The following is a 20968-nucleotide window of genomic DNA, read 5'->3' on the forward strand; positions in this document are numbered from 1 at the left end:
TTTCACGATGCTGCCGTTCTTGTCGATGCAGGTGACATTTTGACCGGTCCATTCAAGGTCGAGTTCCGTCCTGAATCCTGGTGAGGGTGTTTTCAACATTCCGCAGGGTCGCATTTCGACGTCAGACCGCTGTGTTGATGGCCACCCACACCCCGTCGTCGGGGGCCGTCTGCGATGTCGGCGAAACTGGAAGACGGCGGGGCCGTAACCATCCTCACGACACCTGACCCGTTTGCGCACAGGCGTGTTCGGAGATGTGACTGGTCAGCGTGTCGATCCAGAAGCAAGATTCAAGCGGTGTGGCCGAGGTGGTCTCGGAGGTCGCGTTTGAGCACTTTCCCCGTGGGGTTGCGCGGCAGGGCCTCCAGGAAGATGACGTCGCGAGGGACCTTGTAGCGGGCCAGGTTCGCCTTGACGTAGGCCCTGACTTCTTCCGCAGTGGGGGCGAATCCGGGTTCGGGGACGATGAAGGCGCGCAGGCGCTGGCCGAAGTCCGGGTCGGGGACGCCGATGACGGCGGCGTCGGCGATGGCCTCGTGTTCGGCGAGGAGGTTCTCGACCTCCAGGGGGTAGACGTTCTCGCCGCCGGAGACGATCATGTCGTCGTCGCGACCGTCGATGAAAAGCAGTCCGCTGGAATCGAAGTGGCCCATATCGCCGGTGGACATGTAGCCGTCGATGATCTGTTTGTGGCGGCCGTCGGTGTAGCCCTCGAAAGGGGCTCCGGTGCGGACGAAGACGCGGCCGCGCACGTTCGGATTCGCGATGCGGCGGTCGTCGGCGTCGTAGAGCGCGACCCGGGCGGTCACCGGCGGGCGGCCCACGGTGCCGGGAGCGCGGCGCAGGTCCTGTGGGGTCGCGACCGAGGCGACGGCGACTTCGGTCGAGCCGTAGAGGTTGTAGAGGTTGTCGCCGAAGGTGTCCTGCCAGCGCACCGCCAGTTCGGGTGAGAGTGCGGAGCCCGCCACCAGCACGGTTTTCAGGGTGGAGGTGTCGTAGGCGGCGTGCACGTCCGGCCCCAGCGCGAGGATGCGTGACAGTCGGCAGCTGCTCGCACTGGTCGAACAATGCCTCCCACGGGTCTGCACACTTCATGTCCTCGCCGCAGTTCCGGCCCCAGCGGCGGTGAACATGGGCCGCTGCCGACCTCGCACGATCAGCCCGACGCTGGTGATGTACCAGCGCACCGACACCGACACCTTCGAAGCCGCTGTGGAGATCACCGAATGAGCCCCTGCCACAACCACTTCGCATCCTTTCTCGATTCCCACGTCAACCTCAACGTCACCCGGCTGTCGAAACTGCGGGTCCACGTCGACGCGGTCAACGACTTCCTACTCGATCACGACGAACTCACCGATATCGTGACCGGCGATCTCAACCCCCAAGGCTCGTACGCACGCCACACGATCATCAAACCGCTCGTCGGCAACGACTACGATGCCGACGTGCTGGTCCCGATGGACCTGGTCGACGGCTGGCAGCCCTGCCGACACGTCGAGCGGCTGCACGAGATCTTCGAAGCCTCCGGCCGGTATGTGGGTAAATCGACGGTGAAGAAACGCTGCGCGCGAATGGATTACGCTGGCGGATTCCATATCGACCTCGTCCCGTTCGTCACCGCCCCCGACAGGACGACCTACATCACCCACCGCACCAACAACGAATTCATCCCCGAAGACCCCACCCAGCTCACCGCTTGGTTCGACGAGCGCAATCAGCGCAGCAATCGCCATCTGGTCAAAGTCATCCGACTGATGAAATACCTACGTGACCGGTGCAGCGCCGATATTCCCTCCGCCGTGCTCAATGCGCTGCTGGCGGGCTGTGTTGAGGACTTCGCTCCCGCCGACGCTTACACCACACTGCCGAAAACGCTGGTGGCGCTGGTGGAAACGCTGCACGACCAACTCGCATCCCACTACGCCCCGCCATGGGTTGACGACCGTACCGGACAGAATCTCGCAGAGCGGTGGACCACCACCGAGTTCCTCAACTACAAGAGCCAGCTCAGTAGTTGGGCTACCGGGATCCGTGCCGCGTACGATGCACCCTACGGTGAAAGCATCCCCAAGTGGCGCAATGTTTTCGGTGACCAATTCCCTGAGACGGTCACAGCTGTGACCACCGCCAGCGCACCGCAGGACCCTCGACAAGGACTTCGGAATCCCGGTGCGGATCGACACCGCGCACACTCTCACGATGGTGGGCAGAGTCCGGTCCAAGAAGCTCGCCGGGCGTCCACGTCCATTGCCGCGGGCGGGGAACATGGTGCCGATCGGCAAGACTCTGGTGTTCAAGGTCGATGCCTGCAGCGTGGCGCCGCCCGTGTCGTTCTACTGGAAGGTTCGCAATACAGGACCCGAGGCCGTGCGCCGCAACGCCGAGCGCGGCGAAATCCGCGACCGCGGCCGGACGATCGAAGAGACCACGTCCTTCGACGGAGAACATTGGGTCCAGGTCTGGGCGGTCAAGAACGGCGTGGCCGTCGCGACCGCACGCCAGGATGTGACTATCACTCCGAAATATCAGTGACATCACATGCGTCGGGCCGTCGGCGTGAACCGACACAATCCGACTCGACATGGAAGCGAGCGTTCAGTCCGTCACCTGTTCCCATGCTGCACTTACGATTTCGAGCGATTCCTGCGCAGAGACGGTCAGGCGGGTTTGGCCTGCGAGCTGGGCGTGCCATTGCTGCTCGGTCGGCGGGGTGGCGAATTGCCATGGCTGAGGCACCTTGTTGGTCGGGCCATAGCGGCGGAACAACTCGGCGGCCTCGCGGTCGATCGCGTTGATGTTCGCGAGAGCCCACAGGTCCCACAGGTCTCGGGCGGCGCCGCGATCGCACCACGCCAGGGCTTTTCCGGCTACGAAGGCGGAGCGCGTCGGTACCCGGAGCACGGCTTCGGGAGCGTCCCGATAGCGCTGAACAAGCGCCTTCGACTCGGTGGGCCACGGCGGCATCCCAGTCTGTGACAGCAGTTGGATCTTCAGGACGATGGTCTCGTCCTCGCTTATGAGATAGGCGGCGTCGGATCCCGATACCTCGGTCAGAGCGGGTCGCCATTTCAATCTGCCGAATCGGCGCTGCACCGCGCGCGGCAGATCGCGGGTCAGCCGATCGGCGATCTCTGTTCTTCTGCCCTGCGCGATCAGATCGATGTCCTCGCTCAGGCGACCGTCGGGCAGATGGGTGCGAGCCAACGCGGTGCCGCCGATGAACAGCACGCTGTCGGCATGCCGTTCGGCCAAGTGTGCGAGCACAAGTGAGATCAGGTAGTCACGCTGCACTTGGGCAGGCGATACACCGAACCGGGAGGCGATGGTGACGCGGTCGTCGAATCCTGAACTCATCGTTCACCGGCCATCGCGGTCACACGTTCCAACGTGGCTCGCATGCGCTGCTCGGCTGCCAGTTCGGCCAATCTCTCCCGATCGCATCGCTGATACAACGCCTGGATCGCGGCTGGCACATCCACGGACGCGTCCCCTAAATCCGGACGGCGAGCCAGATCCAGCACCGTCTGCTCCGGCGTAGTCACCAGCGCCTCACCCAATTCCGTTCGAATGAGCTCCGCATCCAGCCGAGCCGTATCACGCGCGACGAACCGCACCAAGGCATCCCGATCAACCAACTGCAACGCAGCGCGCTGGCGCGGCGCCGCGACCACCGCGACCCCCAGCGAACGCGGGATCACGCCGTGCAGCCGTGCGGCACTGACGCCCATCAGGATCGCGTCGTCGGCACCGAACATCACGCTGCCGATCCCCGCCGCCACCGCTTCCAACCCCGGCAGCCACGCAGTCCCGACATACTCCTGAGGAACCACGACGTAGTACCCCTGCGCGGCCCGACGCAGCACACCCCGATCGACGAGCCGAGCCAGCTGCTGTCGAGGATGGCGCGAGACCGCGGCAGCCGCCGCCGACCCGACAGTTCGCAACGGCTGTCGAGCCAGCTGCGCGAGCAACTCCGCGCCCCGAGCATTGTCCGTCGCCATCCTCGCACCAGCCTCGGTTCAGTATAGGATTCGTCCGCGAAAAGGCTACGAATCCAATACTAAACCTTCAAGACTCTATGACGCGGCAGGCTTCGACAGCAGATATGAGACATTCTGCTGCGACATGCCGGACAGGCTGGCCAGCCGCGTCTGCGTGTAGTACTCCGGGTCCGCGGCGCGCAGTCGCAGGAGAAGTTGAAGCCGGGCATCCTTCGCCTTCTCGCCAGCTTCGATAACTCGGCCGTACTCGAGGAAGTGTTTCCGGATCAATATGTCGCGGTCGGCATCATTCATGGCCGCCCCGAACCGCATCCACCGTCCGTACAAACACCTGGTAGGCGTTGCCTCCCGCCTCGAAAACGTTCGAGAATCGTGCAGTAGCCAACTGTTCGCTCAGCGTTGAAGATCGTCCGCGCGTCGCGTCCACGACACGCCGACGCCCATCCTTGGCCACCACAGGGACCACCCGGGACCAGGACTCGAACCTTCCAACTCATTACCAACTTCTGAGCGCCGATACCCTGGGTCGGCCAGGGACACCCCGGGACAGAAACCTCCTCCGAAATACACTCCGCAACTGTGGATTTCGCGCCAATCCGGGCCACCACGGGACATCTCGGGACCCCCAGAAATCCTGCGATCTTGTGCCTGGGTGTCGCGGGTTCGAGTCCCGTCAGCCACCCCAATCGGCCCAGGCCAGAGACTTTCTCTTGCCTGGGCCGCTCTGCGACTCGAGCTGTCGAACTTCTCACCACGCCTGAGCGCCGGTTCACCAACTTCTCACGCGCCACTGCGAAGGTTTCGGTGAGGTGGCCGTATTGGGTGAGGACTGCCGGGTCTGCCATGGCGATCTTGGCCGGTGTCAGGCCGAGCAGCCAGGCCGCGACGCCGGAGTCGACCACGTGCAGCTTGGGCTGGCGGGCGATGCGTGAGCCGAGGGCGGTTCCCCAGGCAGGAAGTCGGTGGACGAGGAAGACCGCTTCGAGCAGGCGGAGGTAGTTCTCGGCGCTGGACTTTCGCACGGGTGTGTCGCCGCAACCCTGAGACCCCTATCGATGGACAAATTGTCCGAATTCACCACTCCACCAATCACTTACGAGGCCTGAGCACCGAACGCCGCAGGCATCACCCAGCCGGTTCACATGGCTGCCACGAGGCGAAAAGCAGTATGAGGAAAGCAGATTCGCTGCCCGAAACCCGAGTCAGGCGTCGACTGAGTGAAATTTCGGGTCATCCCACCCTGTGAGCCCGAGCAACCACCCGGCGAGTCCAGCGGTCCACCAGCCACTTGCTTGCCGAGAAAGTGAAAAGGAGATACTTTGCTTTATCTGTCAGACGCTGTGACCTGCGTCATGGTCGACACCCTATGCGGGCTGACCGTGGCCCGATGAGGATTTGCATTGACCAGTTCCTGGACTACAGGCCGGGCCGCGCTCCGGCTCCGGCTGGGCGCCGCCGCCGGCGTGCTCGCCGCGGCCGTGTCGGTGAGCACGGCCGACGCCGAACCCGCACCGGCACCGGGCCGCGCGCTCGTCGTGCTCGGTGACTCGTACACCGCGAACCCACCGTGCGATGCGGTGCTGGTGAAATGCGCGGACGAGAACAGCACCGGTCTGCAGGCCTGTTTACACGGTCCCACCTCGTGGCCCGTTCAACTGAGTGGGCTGATGGGCATCGCCGCCGAGGACTTCGAGAACAACTCGTGCTCCAGCGCGACCATCGATACCGGTCCGGTGACATCGACCGGGGAGAAGGTTCCCGGCCGGGACGGGTACACCCTGACCCAGGAGGTGCTCGAAGCCGCTCGGGACGGGTCGTTCGGACCGCGGACCCAGGTGGTGGCGATCCAGCTGGGCTTCAACGACGCGTGGCCTAAGGACAGCGCGGTCACCGCGGACGCGACCCGGGTGTTCACCTGTGTGTTCAACGTTCTCGACGGCTGCGACGAGAACGCGGTGGCGGAGGGGCGGTGGCCGGAGCTCGACGCGATCACCGGAGCGGCCTACGCGGACCGCATCCGCAAAGTCGTCGACTACGTGAAGTACTACGCGCCCAACGCGAGGATCGAACTGATCGGCTATCCCGAGGTGGCGCCGGAGAGCACCTCGGAGTGGTGCTTCGACTTCCTCGGCCTCGTCCACTGGGTGCAGCCGCGGGCGCGCGCCATGGTCGAGTACTGGAACCGGCTACAGGATGCGCAACGCGACGCGGCCGGGATGCTCCGGATCGACTTCGTCGACGTGAAGCAGGCGACCGCGGGCCACGGATTGTGTTCTGCCGATCCGTGGTTCAACGGCTTCCTCGATCCGCAGATCAACCTGGCCGGCTTGCCGTTCCATCCCTCACCCCGCGGGGACGCCGCCGTGGCCGCCGCCGTCTACAGCCACGTCGCGCACTGACACGGCCTCACCCTGCCAGCCGGACGAGTACCGCCGTGGCGCATCCATCGGAGAAGCAATGACGCTCACGTACACCCCAGAATCCGAATCGACCTCGGCACCACCCGAATTCGCGTGGCGGGGCGTCCTGCTGGTCTCGGGGTTGATCACGCTCGTCTGGTCCGTCTCCGCGGCCCGGTTCCAGCTCGCCGGTGACGAGCTGTACTACCTCGCGTGTGGCCGGCGACTGGCGGTCGATTACGTCGACAACGGACCGGTGATACCGCTGATCGCGCGGGCAGCCGACGTGATCGCCCCCGAATCGGTTCTCGCGCTGCGGATCCCGGGGTTGCTGCTGCTGATCGCGGTGTCCGTCCTCGCGGCGGCGGTGGCCCGCGAATGCGGTGCGCGGCCGCGCTACCAGATGCTCGCCGCGGCGGGGTACGCCGTCTCACCATTCGTCGTCGCCTACACCGTGCTGGACAGCGTCGCGTTCGACGTGGCGTTCCAGGCGTTGATCATCTGGCTGCTGGTGCGCTGGGTGCGCACCCGCCAGGACCGCTTGCTCATCGCCGCGGGCGTGGCGGCGGCGATCGACGTGCAGGACAAATGGCTGGTGCTGATGCTGGGGGCCTGTATCGCCCTCGGCGTTCTCGCCGTCGGACCCCGCGAGGTCTTGCGCCGCCCCGCACTGTGGGCAGGGCTGTCGGTCTTCGCGGCCGCCATGACGCCCGCCCTGCTGTGGCAGGCCTCCCACCATTGGCCACAGCTGGCGACCAACAGCGCCATCGCCCAGGAAACGGCGGGGAGCGACGGCGGACAGCTGGGGACGGTCGTGGCGATCATGGTGGTCACCGGATTCCTCGGCGGTGGCCTGGGCGTGCTGGGCCTGTACGGCCTGGCTCGGGAGCCGAAGCTGCGGCCGTATCGGTTCGTGCTGATCGCCGCCTTGCTGATGGTGGTTCTGGTCGTCGCCGGGCACGGCCGGTCCTATTACGTCGCCGGAATCGTTCCCGCGATCTTCGGCGCGGGCGCGTCGATCCTGTCCGGTTTCCTGGACGTCGCGGGTACCCGCGCCCTGCTGCTGCGGCGGTTGTTCACCGGCCTCACCGTCCTCTCGGCGGTGCTGACCGCCTGCCTGGCGCTGCTCCCCTACCCCAAGAGCTGGATCGACGTGCCGGACACCAGCTACTGGGGCTTTCTGCAGCACTACGGCAACGACAACTGGGAGGATCTGGCCGACGCGGTACACAAGGTGGCGATCGGCCTGCCGGCCGAGGAACAGGCCGGTGCCGTCGTCGTCACCGAGGCCTACAACGAGGCCGGGGCGCTCGACCATTACGGTCGGTCCCAATGGATTCCGCCGGTCTACAGCCCCAATCGTGGCTTCGCCGAATGGGGTCCGCCGCCGGACTCGGCCACGACCGTCATGTACGTCGGCTACAACGACGGACCGGAGCTGCGGGCCTTCCTGGCCAATTTCGCCCACACCACACCGGCTCTGCAGATGGACAACCCGCTCGGCATCGCCGGACAGAATCACCACGTGACCGTGTGGATCTGCCGCGAGCCCCTGGTTCCCATGTCCGTCGCCTGGCCGAAGTTGACCTATATGGTTGTCCCACCGGCCTCTTGAGCGAGAGTGCCGACGTCATCGAGGATTTGCATTGATCAGTTTCAGGACCAGCAGCGGGGCCGTGCTTCCGCTCAGGCTGGCCGCCGCCGTCGCCATTCTCGCCGCGGCCGGCTCGATGGGCACCGCCGCCGCCGACGAACCGGCTCCGGTCGAGGGCAAAACGCTTGTGGTCATGGGTGATTCGTTCGCCGCGAACCCGCCGTGCGACGGGGTCCTGGTGAAATGCGACGGCAACAACGACGTCGCGGCACACGAATGCCTGCACCGCGACACGTCCTGGCCCGTCCAGCTGAGCGCGCTCATGGGCGTCGCCGGCACCGCGGACTTCGAGAACGCCACCTGCACCAACGCGTCGATCGACAGCGGCCCGGTGACCTCGTCCGGCCAGGAGGTTCCGGGCCGCGACGGCTACACCCTGGCGCAGCTGGCGATCAAGGCCGCCAAGAACGGGGCGTTCGGGCCACGCACCCAGGTGGTGGCGATCCAGCTGGGAGCCAACGACGAGTGGCCGCATGATTCGGCGACCACCGCCGATGCTCCCGCCCAATTGACCTGCGCGTTCAACATCTCTCAGGGTTGCGACGCCGACGCGGTGTCCCAGGGCCGATGGCCCGACCTCGACACGGTCAACGGACCGGCCTATGCCGACCGCATCCGCAAAGTCGTCGACTACGTGAAGTACTACGCCCCCAACGCCAAGATCGAACTGGTCGGCTATCCCGAACTGGCCCCGGCGAACTCGACCGCCTGGTGTCTCGACGTCCTGGGCGTCTTCCGCTACGTCCAGCCCCGAGCCACCGCCATCAACGAATTCTGGAACCGCCTGGACGACGCCGAACGCGATGCCGCCCAAGCCCTTTCCATCGACTTCGTCGACGCCCGGACCCCCACCGCCGGCCACGGCCTCTGCTCCCCCGACCCCTGGCTCCTCTCCGTCCTGGACCCCAAGGTGAACCTCGTCGGCCTCCCCTTCCACCCCACTCCCCGCGGCGACGCCGCGGTAGCCGCCGAGGTCCACAGCCGCATCACGCAGACCCGTTGATCCGAGGTCACCGCTATCCCGCGTAGGCGGTTTTGCCGCCGTCGATCACCATCTGGGCGGCGGTCATGTACGGGAAGTCGTCGGAGGCCAGGGCCAGGGCGAAGGCGGCTATCTCGTCGGGAGTGGCCATGCGGCGCAGGCCGGGGACGTGCTGTTTGCCGTAGACCTCGGTCATGGTCTTCCATACCTCGTCGGGCAGGTTCATCGCGCCTGCCGCGCGCCGGACCAGCTCGGTGTCGGTGGTGCCGGGGACGAGGGTATTGATGCGAATGTTCTTGTCCGCGTAATCGTAGGCCGCCGCTTGGACCATGCCGACCAGCCCGCGTTTGGCGGCGGTGTAGGCGGCCCGGCCCTCGGTGGTGGCGATGGCGTTGGACGAGGAGGTGACGACCACGACCCCGCCGCCGCGGGCGATCAGGTGCGGGATCTCGTATTTCAAGGCCAGGAAGTTGCCGCGCAGGTCGGTGTCGACGACGTCGTCCCATTCGGCGGAGCTGTACTCGTGCAAGGCTTTCTGCAGCGTGATGCCCGCGTTGTTGAAGCAGACGTCGAGCCCGCCGTACTTGTCGGCGACCGCGTCCACGAACTGGCGCACATCGGATTCCACCCGGACATCGGCCCGGACGTAGGTGGCTTCCCCGCCCGCCGCCCGGATCTGCTGCTCGACCTGGCGGCCGAGTTGTTCTCTGCGGCCGCAGAATCCGACGTGCCCGCCCTCGGCGGCGAACATCAGGGCGGCCGAGCGGCCGATGCCGGAGGTGGCGCCGGTGATCAACACTACCTTTCGGTCGAAACGCCGTGCGCCGGAAGGCTTTACCACGGGGGTCGGCGCCCCGCCCTGGACGAGGGCGATGCCGCCGGCCGCGCCCGCCGCCGCGGTGAGGGTCGCGGCGACTCCGGTGGTGGTGAGGAGCCGTCGCCTGCTGACCCCCGAGGCGGGACCGGGTTCGGCGGCGGATTCGGGCTCAGTGCTGGCATCCATAATGGATAGCGTAACTATCGGATAGTTTTACTGTCTACTCTCCGGATGGAATTGCCGTGCAGCCGGAACCGACCTCGAACATGGCCACACCGTGCGCCGGAATATCGGCGGCGCGCAGCGCACCAGTGGTCGTGGTGTCGGTGTGCGTCCACAGATTGCGCACCGAGTAACACTCCGCCTGCCGCAATCCGGTTGCGGCCAGCCCGGTTTCGATGGTCGCCGCCCGATCGCCGGGATTGAATACGGCCACCGCCACCGCGCCGCCGGCCAGCGGCTTGACCAGAATCCGCCCGTCCCCCGGCAGCGGCGTCGCCTGCGCCACCCGCGAATCCTGGTCCACGGCAATGACATCGGCATTGGTCAGCAGGGCGCGGGTCTGCTCGGACATCGCGCGCACATCGTTGCCGGCGATCAGCGGCGCCGCGAGCATGGCCCACAGCGAGAAGTGCGCGCGCTGCTCCTCGGGATCGAGGCTGAACTGCGGATCGCGCAGGCGGCCGACCACCTCGGGCGACAGATCGAACGACGTCTCGAGTTCCAGAATCTGGCGGGTCGTCAACGGCCCGGCCAGGACATTGGCGGGAAAGCCCGCCAGATGTGCGCCGATGAACTCGGTCAGCGGCAGCCCGACCACCATCATGTCGGGATCGTTCCAGTAGCCGGGGCGGGTGCGGGTGGCCAGCGGTTCGGCGGCCCCCAGCTCGTCGGTGACACCGATCAGGCCGCGCCCGGATCGGGTGGCCAGGTGCTGATCCGGCGACCCGTTGTGCCACAGCGGAATCAGATCCGCGGTATTTCGGGTCATATCCGAGATGGTCGACCAGTCGTAGTCCCCGCCCGCGTGCAGGTTGCCGGAACTGTTCGGGTTGATGCTGTAGACGATCCGCCGCCCGCTGGCGCGCAGGGCATCCCGCATGGCGGTGAAGGCGGGCACCTGCTCGGCGAGGTCGGTGTCGGCCCGGCACCAGTCGTATTTGAGGAAGTCGACGCCCCAGCCCGCGAAGGTCCGCGCATCCGCGGTCTCGTGCCCGCGACCGGCATTGTCGGGCGTCTGCCCGCAGGTCTCGTTGTAGGGGCTCGAGTACAGGCCCAGATACATGCCGCGCGCGTGCGCGTAGTCGGCGAGCGCGGCCATGCCGTGCGGGAACCGCCGCGGATCGGCCCGCAGGTTCCCGGCGGCGTCGCGTTTCGGCGCCGCCCATCCGGCGTCCAGATTCACGTAGCGGTATCCGGCGTCGCGCATGCCGGAGCCGATCATGGCGTCGATGACCTCGTGGATGTTCTGCTCGGTCAGCGGAATTCCGGAATTCCACGAATTCCAGCCCATGGGCGGAGTGAGCCGGCCACCGACCGCCGCGATCGGGGCGGGACGCGGCGGCGCGGCCGCGGTGTCGGCGGTCAGCAGGGCAGTGGCGACAACCAGCGCGAACGACAGGATTCCAACTCGCACGCGGGATGTCTCCTCGGGTGACGGACGGTTCAATTGTGCGGCGGGAGCTGGCCGTCGGCCTTCACAGTGGTGCCGGTCAGAGTGAAGGTGACCACGCTGGGTCCACCCTGGGGGCAGCACATGGGGTCGTTGCCGTTGAGCCAGTGGTAGGTGAGCGACAGCGAGGTGCGGGTCTTACCGGTCACCATCGTGTACATGTACGGGTTGGGGGTGGCCGTCCCCAGATACATGCCGTTGGTGAAGAACAGAACGTGGGTGTACGGGTGGTTGGTGTCGGAATTCACCGTCATCCAGGACAGCACCCCGGCACAACCCGCCGAGATCTGATCATCGGCGGCCTGACCCGTCTTCCACCCGCCGACCGGCGGCGGCGACAGCCGCGCGACGGCCTCCCGGGCCAGGTCGGAATTGATGTCGAGGCAGAGCCCGTGGCCGCTGCCCGCCGGGGCGTCGGACTGCTGGGCGGCGGCGGGAGCCGAGGTGGGGGCCGTGGAACCGGGGCCCGTGGAGGTGGTGGTGGTCCCGCAGCCGGTCGCCACCGCCGCGAGGGCAGCGCCCATCGCGAGAATGGCCACTGACCTGGTCTTCATGGCATCCCGCCGCGCACGTGTCACCTCTAGATCATCGGGGTGCCGGGAACTCGCGTTAGCGGCAGGGTCCCGATACGGGGGTCGCCGACATGCCGTCGGCGGGTACCGCGTTCTGCCACAAGGGATTCGCCGGGCTGCCCCCGCCCTACCTCTGATACGCCGCCACAAACGGCGTGTCGACACCCTCCGTGCCGAATCGGAAGGCGCCGCAGTCGGTGCATTCGTCGGGTTTGATCTAGGCCATGCGGTCGCCGAAACAGACCGATCCGATCCGGGTCAGTGGCGGCTGCCAGCCCAGCCGGGGGCGCGGTGCGATCTAGGTGGTGCGGGGTGGTGGGGCGGTTGAGGATCGGATCTCGAGGTGGACCGCGACGACGATGTTGGGCTGGTCGATCGGGCGGGAGTGGAGGGCGTCGATCAGGAGGGTGGCGGCGCGGCAGCCGATGGCGTGGCGGTCCACGGCCAGGGTGGTCAGGGCCGGAGACAGGGAGGGGGAGGTGGGGAGGTCGTCGTGGCCGATGACCGAAACGTCCTCGGGTACACGGAGCCCGCAGTCGGCGGCGGACAGGTAGACGGTGTGGGCGATGTAGTCGCTGTTGGTGATGAACGCGGTGGGCCGCTCGTCCGGGTGGGCCCGCAGGGCCGCGGTGACGGCGGGGCGGGCCGCATCGGCGGAAAGTTCGGTGGTCACCGGGAGGGCGGTGAAGCCGAGTTCGGCGCCGAGCCGCCGGAAGCGTTCCAGCCGTTCGGGATCCGGGGACTTCTCCGGTGGCGCCACCACCATGGCCAGCCGCCGGTGTCCCAGTCCGAGCAGATGCCGCACCGCGAGATCGACCGAGGTCTCCTGGTCCGAGCGCACGCTCATGGTGAGCCCGGGATGCTCGCGGTCGGCGGTGTCGAGCAGCACCACGGGCCGCCGGGTGACCGAATGCCATTCCCGCGCATGCGGACTCGTGCCGATGGGCGCGATGGCCAGCCCGTCCACGGCCCGATGCTGGAAGGCGTCGAGCAGCTGCCGCTCCCGGCCGGCGTCGTAGCGCGAGGAGCCGACCATGACGTCGTAGCCCGCGGCGGAACAGGTTTCGTCGAAGCCGTCGATCACATCCAGGAAGTGCGGGTTGCGCAGGTTGCGGATGAGCAGTCCCAGTACCCGGGTGCGCCGGGTGCGCAGGGCGACCGCGGAGGCATTGGGCCGGTAGCCGAGTTCGGTGGCGCGTTGGAGAATGCGCTCTCGCAGCTGGTCGCTGACGCCGGGCCGCCCGGCGAGTGCCAGGCTGACCGCCGAAACGGAGACTCCGAGCGATATCGCCACATCGCGCTGCGTGATCGGTTCGCTCCCGGCTACCACGGAGAGAAACACTAGCGAACGGAGGCTGAACTCGGATGACCGCGCTCTGAACTCTCGACAACGTCCCGTGCGAATGCTCGCTTCAACGCCTCTACCTTTGCTAAAACGATTGAGCAATTCGATCTCCCCAGGAAGGACCATCGTGTCCAGCGATGCCTTTTCAGTCCTCGACTCCACCGAGCTGACCACCTTCCACCGCAAGGTGACCATCCTCTCGGCCGCCGGCATGTTCCTCGACGGCTTCGACATCACGGTGATCGCGGTCGCGCTGCCGACCGTCACCAAGCAGTGGCACCTGTCCACCTTCATGGCCGGTGCGCTCTCCGCGGCCGCGGTGGTCGGAATGTTCGTGGGCGCGTTGGTCTTCGGCCGCCTCACCGACCGACTGGGCCGCAAGAAGATGTACCTGGTGAACCTCATCGGGTTCGTCTTCTTCGCCCTGGTCGCCGCGCTGGCCCAGGACGCCTGGCAGCTGCTGGTCTGCCGCTTCCTGCTGGGCCTGGCCCTGGGCGCGGACTACACCATCTCCACCTCACTGCTCGCGGAATACGCGCCCGCCCAACGCCGCGGCAGCCTCATGTGCCGCCTCGGCGCCACCTGGTTCGTGGGCGCGGCGACCACCTATGCCTTCGCGCTGGCCCTGCTCCCGCTCGGCGACGCCATGTGGCGCGTCATGCTGGTCCTGGGCGCGGTGTTCGCGCTGATCGTGCTGTGGATGCGGCGCGGCATCCCGGAATCCCCGCGCTGGCTGGCCGTCCAGGGCCGCGGCGAGGAGGCGAACGCCGTGCTCACCGGACTCGGCGACGCCACCGCACGGCTGCCCGGACCCGCTGCGCCGCAGCATGATTCGCCGTGGTGCACACTGCTGACCATGCCCCTGCTGCGCTACACGTTCTTCTGCTGCGGGTTCTGGTTCATGTACACGCTGTCGTACTACGGCATCACGCTGTACACGCCGACCATCCTCAAGCAGGTCACCACCAGTACGACCGGCACTTACACGGGTTCGTTGATCATCGCCCTGGTCGGCGTCGCGGGCGCGTTCACCGGTGTCGCCCTGGTGGACCGGGTGGGCCGCCGTCCGCTGCTGATCGTCGGCTTCATCGGCATGTTCGTCGCGCTGACGGTGCTGGCGCTGTGGCAGAACCCGGGGCTGACCGGCCTGGTGGTACTGCTCGGCGCGGCGGTGCTGTTCGCCAATTCCGGGCCGGGCATCGTGAACCTGGTCTATCCGAGCGAGGTCTTCCCGACCGCCGTGCGCGCCACCGCCAATGGCCTGGGCACCGCGGTGTCGCGGATCGGTGCGATCATCGGCACCCTGTGGCTGCCCACGCTGATCAAGTCGTGGGGCCTGCACCACGTGCTCTGGCTGTTCGTGGGCGCGAGTGTCATCGGCCTGGCCATCGCGGCCACGCTGGCCCCGGAGACCAAGGGCCGCACGCTGGAACAGCTCTCGGCGGAGATCTCCGGCCGAGCGCGATCCGATTCGGCCGCACCGGAATCCGTGGGCTGAACCGGTGACCTTTCCCGATCACACGATCCGGCCGGGCGCGGCACTCGACGCGGACGGCCGGTATCGGGGCCTGGAACGCGGTCCGGCCGAACCGCGGTCGGCCCGCACCGAACTCGCCCCCGGCGCCACCCTCGACCCGGGCGCGACCGTGGCGCGATTCATCCAGCTGACCGACTTCCAGATCGCCGATCCCGTCTCCCCCGGCCGTCTCACCTTTCTGCACGGATTGGCGGGCCGGCCCGGGTGGGAGTTCATGTTCCCGGCCTACCGCCCGCAGGAACCGGTGGCGTTGCATGCCTTCGAGGCCACCATTCGCACACTGCGCGAACTCGGCACGGGCACCATCGATTTCGTCGTCACCACCGGAGACAATATCGACAGCGCGCAGTCCAACGAGCTGTCGGCCCTGTTCGCCCTGCTGGACGGCGACACCGTACTCGACCCGAACTTCGGTGCGACCGAGACCGGAACGCTGCCCGCGCACGCCGTCTCGGCCGAGTTCTACAACCCGGAACCGGAATCCCGCGATGTCTACAAGCGCGAGCACGGATTCCCCGACGTCCCGGGCCTGCTGGCGGCCGCCGCCCGCCCCTTCCGCACCCGCGGCCTGGGCATGCCCTGGCTGGCCTGCTTCGGCAACCACGACTGCCTGGTCCAGGGCCGCGCGCCCGTCACTCCGGAATACCAGGCGCTGGTCACCGGCGACAGTGCGCCCACGGCGCTGGGCATCGAGCCGCCCGCCGATCCGATGCGGCGGTACCTGCCCGATCCGACCGTGCTCTCGCAGGGTCCGGCCGTACCCATCGCGGCCCGGGCCGACCGCCGGGTCATCAGCCCGGCCGAATACGTGCGCGCCCATCTGGACAGCCCCACCGAGCCGCGCGGCCACGGCTTCACCGAGCAGAACCTGATCGAGGGCACCACCTACTACGGCTACGACGCGGTCCCGGGCGTGCGGATGATCGTGCTGGACTCCACCCACCCCGCCGGGCACGTCACCGGAAGCATCGGTGCACGCCAATGGGATTGGCTGGTCGATCAGCTGATCGCGGCGCACTCGTCGTATCGCGGCGAGGACGGCGCGATCGTCCGGACCGGGAACCGGGACCGCGTCGTGATCATCGCCTCCCACCACGGTCTGGGCATGCTGACCAATACGACACCCGACCCGGACGGCGAAACCCGCTACCTCGCCGCCGATCTGGAGTCGTTGCTGCACCGCTTCGGCAATGTGGTGCTGTGGATCGCTGGGCACGAGCACCGCAACGAGGTGACCCCGCGCCACCGTCCCGATCCGCAGGAGGACCCCGCGGGCGGATTCTGGCACGTACTCACCTCCGGCCTGTGCAAATGGCCCTGCCAGACCCGTCTACTGGAACTGACTCTCCCCCAGCAGGATTCGAATCACCTGATCATCCGCTCCACCATGATCGATCACTCGGCCTCCGAACGCCCCGGCCGTGCCCTGGAGCTGCTCGACCTCGCGTCCCTGCATCGCGAGCTGTCGTTCAACGAGCCCACCCGGGTCGGCGGACCGCACTCCGCGGGCAGCCCGGCCGATCGCACCGTGGACCTGATCGTCCCCGTATCCCCCGCGCTGCTCACCTCCCTGCGCGGTGCAATCGCACATAGCGAACGGCCCTCGACGGGCGATCACGACGGCAATGCCGTGGTCCGGGGCCCGAACTGAGCCACGGCGGGCGGGGCGGAGCGACGGTTCCGGTCCACCGGCCCCGGCCTGCCACTGTGCGACAATGCGGCATGAGCATCAAGATCGACGGTCTCGATTCCGCGCTGCTCGCGGAGTTGGCGGCCGATCCGCGGGTGCCGATTCTGGAGCTGGCGCAGCGGCTGGGGATCGCGCGCAACACCGTGCAGGCGCGGATGAAGCGGCTCGAGGCGTCCGGCGCGGTGCGGGGGTATCCGCCGGACGTGGATCTGCAGGCCATCGGGTTCGCGGTGCACGCGTTCCTGGGCATCGAGCTGAACCAGAACAAGATGAACGACATCGTCGAGGCACTGCGGGAGTTCCCGAACGTGCTCGAGGTGCACGCGACGACCGGGCGCGGAGATCTGCTGGTGCGGATCGCGGCCCGGTCGCAGCCGGATCTGCTGTCCATCATCCAGCGCGTGCACGCGATTCCCGGCGTGAAGCACACCGAAACCATGCTGGCCCTCGCGACTCCGGTCGAGTACCGGTCGCTGCCGCTCGTCGAGCATCTGACGAGCCAGCCCGCCGAATGACGAACCGGCCCCGTGCCTCAGGAGATGGGCCGGGGGCCGAGGTCACTCGAGCGGACTTCCGCGTGGACGCTCGAGCAAAATGCTGCGTACGTCACAGTGTTCCAGATCACTTTTGAGCAGTCTGATCAACTTTTCGAGCATCTGTTGACACAGATCACTCATCACGGCAGATTTCGCTGCACCGATCGCTTTGGTCCCTTGGTTTGCAGCCCACGATCTGGGCTGTGGAGAGTGTGGTGACTGTTCATGACCGACGTTGCCTGCGCGCCTGTTCGACAGGCCGAACCGGCTACGCCCTACGACCTCGCCGACCGCTACCGGTCCGGCGCAGGCCCGGTCCTTCTCACCGGTGTGCAGGCCATCGCCCGCATGCTGGTGGAACAGCATGTCCGCGATATGCGCGCCGGCCACCGGGTCGCGACCTTCGTGTCCGGGTATCAGGGCAGCCCGCTGGGCGGGGTCGACAAGATGCTGCTGGGCATGCCGGATGTGTTGTCCGAACACGACATCGCCTTCGTGCCGGGCTTCAATGAGGAGCTCGCCGCCACCTCGGTGTGGGGTAGCCAGGCGGATCTGCCCGCCGGGACGGCGACGCACGACGGCGTCGTCGGTGTGTGGTACGGCAAGGGGCCCGGCGTCGACCGGGCCACCGACGCCATCCGGCACGCCAATATGTACGGGGTGAATCCGCGCGGCGGCGTGCTGCTGCTGGTGGGCGACGATCCGGCCTCGAAGTCCTCGACCGTGCCCGCGGTGAGCGAGCGGTCGCTGGCGGCCATGGGTGTGCCGGTGCTGTTCCCGCGCAATGCCCGCGAGATCATCACCATGGGCATGCAGGGGGTGGCGCTGTCGCGGGCCTCAGGCTGCATCGTGGCCCTGAAGATCGTGGCGGATGTCGCCGACGGCGCGTGGACGGTGGATTCCTCGGTCGCCGAGCTCCCCATCTCGGTACCCGAAGTGCAGTGGGAAGGAAAGACTTTCGCCTATCGGCAGCGGCCGATGGCGGCGCCCGCGGACAGTGTGCTGGCCGAGGCCGACCTGTACGGGCCGCGCTGGGCCACCGTGCGCGCCTTCGGTTCGGCCAATGATCTCGACGTCATCGAGGTGGATCCGGCGCACGCGCGGATCGGCATCGCGGCCACCGGCACCACCTTCGACGCGGTGCGTCAGGCGCTGGTCGATCTGGGCGTGGACGAGGCGGCCATGCACCGCGCGGGCATTCGCCTGCTCCGCATCGGCATGCCGTATCCGGTTGGGGCACAGCGGGTCACCGAATTCGCCCGGGGTCTGGAGCAGGTGATCGTGGTCGAGGACAAGACCGCGTTCATCGAGACCCAGATCCGCGAAATCCTGTACGGCACCGTCGATGCCCCGCGGATCCTCGGCAAGCTGGACGGAAACGGCCTGCCGCTCATGCCGTTCGACGGTGAACTCACCGCGGGCCGGCTGCTGGCCCCGCTGCGGCGGGTGCTGCGCGAGCGGGTCGAGCTGAAGAAGGCTCCGCCGCCGGCGCTTTCGCTGGAGGTGCTGTCCGCCAAGCGCACCCCGTACTTCTGCAGCGGCTGCCCGCACAACCGCTCCACCGCCCTGCCCGAGGGCTCGATCGGCGGTGGCGGCATCGGCTGCCACACCCTGGTCACCCTGTCCGGGCGCAGCGACAGCGCGGTCACCGGCCTGACCCAGATGGGCGGTGAGGGCAGCCAGTGGATCGGGCAGGCGCCGTTCACCGATGTGCCGCACCTGTTCCAGAACATCGGCGACGGGACGTTCTTCCACTCCGGGCAGCTGGCCATCCAGGCGTGCGTGGCGGCGGGGGTGAACATCACCTACAAGCTGCTCTACAACGAGGTCGTCGCCATGACCGGCGCGCAGGATGTGGAGGGCGGGCTGACTGTTGCGAAGCTGACCCACAAGCTGACCGTCGAGGGCGTGAAGCAGATCGTCATCTGCGCCGACGATCCCAAGCGGCACAATAGGAAAGCGCTGGCCAAGGGCACACTGCTGTGGCACCGCGACCGGCTCGACGAAGCGCAGAAGATGCTGCGCGAGATCGAGGGCGTCACCGTCCTGATCTACGACCAGCACTGCGCCGCCGACGCCCGCCGCCAGCGCAAGCGTGGCACGCTGCCGGTGCGCAATACCCGCGTGGTGATCAACGAGGCGGTGTGCGAGGGCTGCGGCGACTGCGGCACCAAGTCGAACTGCCTGTCGGTGCAGCCGGTGGAGACCGAGTTCGGGCGCAAGACGCGCATCGACCAGACCTCCTGCAATACCGATTACAGCTGCATGGACGGCGACTGCCCGTCATTCGTGACGGTGGAGTTGAACCCGGATGCCAAGGGGCGCAAGGGCGCCAAGTCGGTCGCTCCGAAGCGCCGGAAGGCGGCCGAGCCGCCCATGGTGGCCGATCCGGGGCTCGGCGCGCCGCTGGGCACGCAGAACGTACTCATCGCGGGCATCGGCGGTACCGGCATCGTGACGGTGAACCAGGTGCTGGCCACCGCCGCACTGCGGGCCGGGTACGCGGTCGAGAGCCTGGACCAGATCGGGCTCAGCCAGAAGGCCGGGCCGGTGCTGTCCCACCTGCGGTTCTCCACAACGGAATTGGAGCCGTCCAACCGGCTCACCCCGGGCAGCGCGGACTGCATCATGGCCATCGATCTGCTGACCGCCGCCGATCCCAAGAACCTGCAGTACGGCAATCCGGCTGCGACGGTCGTGGTCGCCTCGACCAGCCAGACCCCGACCGGCGACATGGTCTACGACAAGTCGGTCACCTACCCGGAGACCGGGCCGCTGCTGGATCGGCTTGCGGCGGTATCGGATTCGCAGTTCCGCCTCGATGCCCTGACGGCCGCGCAGCAGCTGTTCGGGAACACCGCCGCCGCCAACTTCCTGATGGTCGGCGCGGCCTTCCAGACCGGCGGCCTGCGGCTGCCCGCCGCGGCGATCGAAGAGGCGATCACCATCAACGGGGTCGCGGTGTCGGCCAATATCGCGGCATTCCGCTGGGGTCGCGTGGCCATCGCGGATCCGGCCGCCTTCGCGGCTGCCACCGATACTGCTGCGGCACAGCGCACTCCGCGTATCGTCCCCGCCGAGCTGCTGGCGGGCACCAACTTCGAGGGCGAGGTCCGGCGACTGGTCGAGCTGCGGGCCGCCGAGCTGATCGGCTACCAGAACGCCAAGGTCGCCCGCCGCTACATCGACACCGTCCAGGCCGTCTGGAATGCGGAGCGCGCGGTCACCGAGCGCACCGAGTTCAGCGAGGCCGTGGCCCGCGGGCTGTACAAGTTCACCGCCTACAAGGACGAGTACGAGGTCGCCCGCCTGCTGGTCGACCCGGCCTTACTCGACGAGGTGCGGGCGCAGGTCCCCGGCGGCGAGAACCTCACCTACAAGCTGCATCCCCCGGTGCTTCGCGCCCTCGGCCGCAAGAAGAAGATCGGCCTCACCCCCAAATCCCATGTGGCCCTGAAGCTGCTCGCCAAGGGCAAGTCCCTGCGCGGCACCAAGCTCGACCCCTTCGGCTACGCCCATGTCCGAAAGGTGGAGCGGGAGTTGCTGTCCCACTACACCGATATGGTCCACCGCCTGGCGGCCGGCCTCACCACCGACGGCTACGCCACCGCCACCGAGGCGGCGGCCCTGCCGGACCTGGTCCGCGGCTACGAGGACGTGAAGCTCGGCAATGTCGAGCTCTACCGCGCCCGCCTGCGCGAGCTCGGCCTCGACGGCTGACCCGCGCCGCTCACCCTTCCCAACTCCACACCCGACGCGG

General features: G+C 67.5%; 17 protein-coding genes and 2 pseudogenes. 10 read left to right on the top strand and 9 right to left on the bottom strand.

The genetic code is table 11. The annotated features are described in order from the left end of the window. Positions 1 to 290: 290 nt before the first annotated feature. Positions 291 to 1040, bottom strand: a pseudogene (locus AB0L60_RS30910) (AMP-binding protein); the annotation flags it as partial. On the opposite strand from AB0L60_RS30910, the gene AB0L60_RS30915 reads away from it, so the two are divergent. The 3 genes and pseudogenes from AB0L60_RS30915 to AB0L60_RS30925 all read left to right on the top strand — a co-directional run bounded on the left by AB0L60_RS30915 (position 1030) and on the right by AB0L60_RS30925 (position 2535). After that, on the top strand, positions 1030 to 1230 hold the full coding sequence (locus AB0L60_RS30915) for a hypothetical protein (RefSeq protein WP_364621051.1): 201 nt from the start codon (positions 1030 to 1032) through the stop codon (positions 1228 to 1230). The pseudogene AB0L60_RS30910 and the gene AB0L60_RS30915 sit on opposite strands and share 11 nt — an antisense overlap. Then, a pseudogene (locus tag AB0L60_RS30920) lies at positions 1227 to 1658 on the top strand (cyclic GMP-AMP synthase DncV-like nucleotidyltransferase); the annotation flags it as partial. The gene AB0L60_RS30915 and the pseudogene AB0L60_RS30920, both read left to right, overlap by 4 nt. Positions 1659 to 2172: 514 nt before the next feature. Then, a complete protein-coding gene (locus AB0L60_RS30925; RefSeq protein WP_364621054.1) occupies positions 2173 to 2535 on the top strand; it encodes a hypothetical protein in 363 nt (120 codons plus the stop codon). A 63-nt stretch (positions 2536 to 2598) separates the two neighbouring features. Here AB0L60_RS30925 and AB0L60_RS30930 read toward each other — a convergent pair whose 3' ends face one another. From AB0L60_RS30930 to AB0L60_RS30945, 4 genes are all read right to left on the bottom strand, one after another. Beyond that, entirely contained in the window at positions 2599 to 3294 is a 696-nt protein-coding gene (locus AB0L60_RS30930; protein WP_364621057.1) for a nucleotidyl transferase AbiEii/AbiGii toxin family protein, read from the bottom strand. A gap of 59 nt (positions 3295 to 3353) precedes the next feature. Continuing rightward, positions 3354 to 4004: a type IV toxin-antitoxin system AbiEi family antitoxin gene (locus AB0L60_RS30935; protein WP_364621060.1), complete on the bottom strand. Its 651-nt coding sequence runs from the start codon at positions 4002 to 4004 to the stop codon at positions 3354 to 3356. Between the two features lie 75 nt (positions 4005 to 4079). Next, entirely contained in the window at positions 4080 to 4298 is a 219-nt protein-coding gene (locus tag AB0L60_RS30940; RefSeq protein WP_364621063.1) for a hypothetical protein, read from the bottom strand. Then, the gene (locus AB0L60_RS30945) at positions 4295 to 5026 is read right to left on the bottom strand and encodes a DUF4143 domain-containing protein (protein WP_364621066.1); all 732 of its coding nucleotides are present in this window, start codon (positions 5024 to 5026) and stop codon (positions 4295 to 4297) included. Before AB0L60_RS30945 ends, AB0L60_RS30940 begins: the two co-directional genes overlap by 4 nt. Before the next feature lie 378 nt (positions 5027 to 5404). Between AB0L60_RS30945 and AB0L60_RS30950 the strand changes: the two genes are divergently transcribed. From AB0L60_RS30950 to AB0L60_RS30960, 3 genes are read left to right on the top strand one after another with little or no spacing between them, the layout of a single operon-like run. Next, positions 5405 to 6403: an SGNH/GDSL hydrolase family protein gene (locus tag AB0L60_RS30950; RefSeq protein WP_364621068.1), complete on the top strand. Its 999-nt coding sequence runs from the start codon at positions 5405 to 5407 to the stop codon at positions 6401 to 6403. Between the two features lie 58 nt (positions 6404 to 6461). Next, a complete protein-coding gene (locus tag AB0L60_RS30955; RefSeq protein ID WP_364621071.1) occupies positions 6462 to 8018 on the top strand; it encodes a glycosyltransferase family 39 protein in 1557 nt (518 codons plus the stop codon). 31 nt (positions 8019 to 8049) lie between these two features. Next, on the top strand, positions 8050 to 9060 hold the full coding sequence (locus tag AB0L60_RS30960; RefSeq protein WP_364621074.1) for an SGNH/GDSL hydrolase family protein: 1011 nt from the start codon (positions 8050 to 8052) through the stop codon (positions 9058 to 9060). 13 nt (positions 9061 to 9073) lie between these two features. Here AB0L60_RS30960 and AB0L60_RS30965 read toward each other — a convergent pair whose 3' ends face one another. The 4 genes from AB0L60_RS30965 to AB0L60_RS30980 form a co-directional block, all read right to left on the bottom strand. Further along, positions 9074 to 10042: an SDR family NAD(P)-dependent oxidoreductase gene (locus AB0L60_RS30965; protein WP_364621076.1), complete on the bottom strand. Its 969-nt coding sequence runs from the start codon at positions 10040 to 10042 to the stop codon at positions 9074 to 9076. Positions 10043 to 10076: 34 nt separating this feature from the next. Then, entirely contained in the window at positions 10077 to 11492 is a 1416-nt protein-coding gene (locus AB0L60_RS30970; RefSeq protein WP_364621079.1) for a glycoside hydrolase family 27 protein, read from the bottom strand. A 29-nt stretch (positions 11493 to 11521) separates the two neighbouring features. Further along, a complete protein-coding gene (locus AB0L60_RS30975; RefSeq protein WP_364621082.1) occupies positions 11522 to 12106 on the bottom strand; it encodes an LppP/LprE family lipoprotein in 585 nt (194 codons plus the stop codon). 292 nt (positions 12107 to 12398) lie between these two features. Further along, entirely contained in the window at positions 12399 to 13430 is a 1032-nt protein-coding gene (locus AB0L60_RS30980; RefSeq protein WP_364621084.1) for a LacI family DNA-binding transcriptional regulator, read from the bottom strand. A 67-nt stretch (positions 13431 to 13497) separates the two neighbouring features. On the opposite strand from AB0L60_RS30980, the gene AB0L60_RS30985 reads away from it, so the two are divergent. The 4 genes from AB0L60_RS30985 to AB0L60_RS31000 all read left to right on the top strand — a co-directional run bounded on the left by AB0L60_RS30985 (position 13498) and on the right by AB0L60_RS31000 (position 20928). Beyond that, positions 13498 to 14943 carry an MFS transporter gene (locus AB0L60_RS30985; protein ID WP_364621087.1) on the top strand — a complete coding sequence of 482 codons (1446 nt, stop codon included), beginning with the start codon at positions 13498 to 13500 and terminating at the stop codon, positions 14941 to 14943. A 4-nt stretch (positions 14944 to 14947) separates the two neighbouring features. Further along, on the top strand, positions 14948 to 16633 hold the full coding sequence (locus AB0L60_RS30990; protein ID WP_364621090.1) for a hypothetical protein: 1686 nt from the start codon (positions 14948 to 14950) through the stop codon (positions 16631 to 16633). A gap of 71 nt (positions 16634 to 16704) precedes the next feature. After that, a complete protein-coding gene (locus AB0L60_RS30995; protein ID WP_354834356.1) occupies positions 16705 to 17187 on the top strand; it encodes an Lrp/AsnC family transcriptional regulator in 483 nt (160 codons plus the stop codon). Between the two features lie 246 nt (positions 17188 to 17433). Further along, a complete protein-coding gene (locus AB0L60_RS31000; protein ID WP_364621094.1) occupies positions 17434 to 20928 on the top strand; it encodes an indolepyruvate ferredoxin oxidoreductase family protein in 3495 nt (1164 codons plus the stop codon). Positions 20929 to 20968: the final 40 nt, after the last annotated feature.

The organism is Nocardia sp. NPDC051981, from assembly GCF_040680715.1.
Taxonomy (GTDB): domain Bacteria; phylum Actinomycetota; class Actinomycetes; order Mycobacteriales; family Mycobacteriaceae; genus Nocardia.

Bases quoted from the DNA above. Each gene is read 5' to 3' on its own strand.
- AB0L60_RS30915 (WP_364621051.1), top strand. From the start codon at position 1,030: ATGCGTGACAGTCGGCAGCTGCTCGCACTGGTCGAACAATGCCTCCCA.
- AB0L60_RS30935 (WP_364621060.1), bottom strand. From the start codon at position 4,004: ATGGCGACGGACAATGCTCGGGGCGCGGAGTTGCTCGCGCAGCTGGCT.
- AB0L60_RS30940 (WP_364621063.1), bottom strand. From the start codon at position 4,298: ATGAATGATGCCGACCGCGACATATTGATCCGGAAACACTTCCTCGAG.
- AB0L60_RS30955 (WP_364621071.1), top strand. From the start codon at position 6,462: ATGACGCTCACGTACACCCCAGAATCCGAATCGACCTCGGCACCACCC.
- AB0L60_RS30965 (WP_364621076.1), bottom strand. From the start codon at position 10,042: ATGGATGCCAGCACTGAGCCCGAATCCGCCGCCGAACCCGGTCCCGCC.
- AB0L60_RS30995 (WP_354834356.1), top strand. From the start codon at position 16,705: ATGAGCATCAAGATCGACGGTCTCGATTCCGCGCTGCTCGCGGAGTTG.
- AB0L60_RS31000 (WP_364621094.1), top strand. From the start codon at position 17,434: ATGACCGACGTTGCCTGCGCGCCTGTTCGACAGGCCGAACCGGCTACG.